Here is a 1209-nt window from a genome sequence, read left to right as displayed (position 1 = left end):
GCCCGGTGGCGACGCGGCTCCCGGTGCGTGGCCCGGAGCAGCGGCGGTGCCGCCCCCGGCGGGGCTCGGCGACGACGCGGGCGCCCCGGCGGAGTCACCCGCCGGCGCCTGCCGCCCGGAACCGCACACCGCGCAGTACCGCTCGTCGGTACGCGGGGCCTCCCCACAGGCCGGACAGGAGACTTGATCACGCTGCGGCATCGTCACACCCATGTTCTCGGGCGGAGACGGTTGGCCGTCTCCACCAGTTCGATCCGTTCTCCACTGGTCGCCGCCAACCGGGCGAGCACCCGGTACGAGCGTTCCAGTCCCAGTCTGACGCCGGTCTCGGTCAACGGTTGGTCCGGCATCAGTCGTTCCTCTCCCGTGTGGACCCGGTCGTCCCCGACGCGACCCGCCAGCAACCAGTCGAGCGCTGAACCGAGCACTTCACAGGACAACCGTTCGGCCAGTGCCGGTTCCAGACCCTGTTCACGGAGCAGTGTCAGCTGTCCGGCAGCGGCGCGCAGGTCCGGCAGGAGAGGTTCGGTGGGGGCCCGCTGGCGCAGGCGTGCCCGGACGCCCGCGACGCGCGCGGCGGTCCAGTGGGCGGAGGTGTCGGGGACGGACTCCAGCGCGCGGACCGCGCCGGCGCGGTCGCCCAGCGCCAGCCGGACGCGCGCGAGCCCGAAACCCGCGCTGACGTGGCTGGGGTCGGTCGACCACACCAGCTCGTAGTAGTCGGCGGCGTTGTCCGACTGACCCAGGTGCTCGGCGCAGACGGCCAGTGCCAGCTTGGGCGCCAGTTCCCCCGGGAACGCGTCGTAGACCGCGTCGAAGGCGAGAGCGGCCAGGTCGAGGTCGCCACCGTCGAGAGCCAGCAGCCCGCGGTGCCACACCACCCGCCAGTCGTCGCCGTGGTCGCGCGCCAGCGCGGTGAGGACGCTGTCGGCGGCCCGGTGCCACGCGGAGTCGGTGGCCGACCCGGTGGCCTGTTCCATCAGCGCCCGGACCTCCCGGAGCGAACGTTCCACCGACTCCTCCGGCGCCTCGCCCAACGCGGCCAGCAGATCCTCGGGTTCGGTGGCGACCAGCCCGGCGAGGAAGCCCGCGTTGGGGTCCTGCGGGTCCACGCGCGGCACCGGCAGCGCCAGCGCGGTCGACCGCAGGTCGGGCCGGTTGGTGGCCGGCGCGTGCGGCGGGCCCCCGGGCGCCGGCGGCGGCAGCGGG

1 protein-coding gene is annotated in these 1209 nt (G+C 74.9%); it reads right to left on the bottom strand.

Annotated elements, in window-relative coordinates; translation table 11 throughout:
* Positions 1-203: 203 nt before the first annotated feature.
* Positions 204-1209: tetratricopeptide repeat protein (locus HCN52_RS24500; protein ID WP_168090600.1), on the bottom strand; the 1006-nt coding region annotated here is incomplete at its 5' end.

Origin of the sequence: Streptomyces bohaiensis (assembly GCF_012033785.1) — a bacterium.
Lineage (GTDB): Bacteria > Actinomycetota > Actinomycetes > Streptomycetales > Streptomycetaceae > Streptomyces > Streptomyces bohaiensis.
This window is presented reverse-complemented; position numbering and strand designations above follow the sequence as displayed.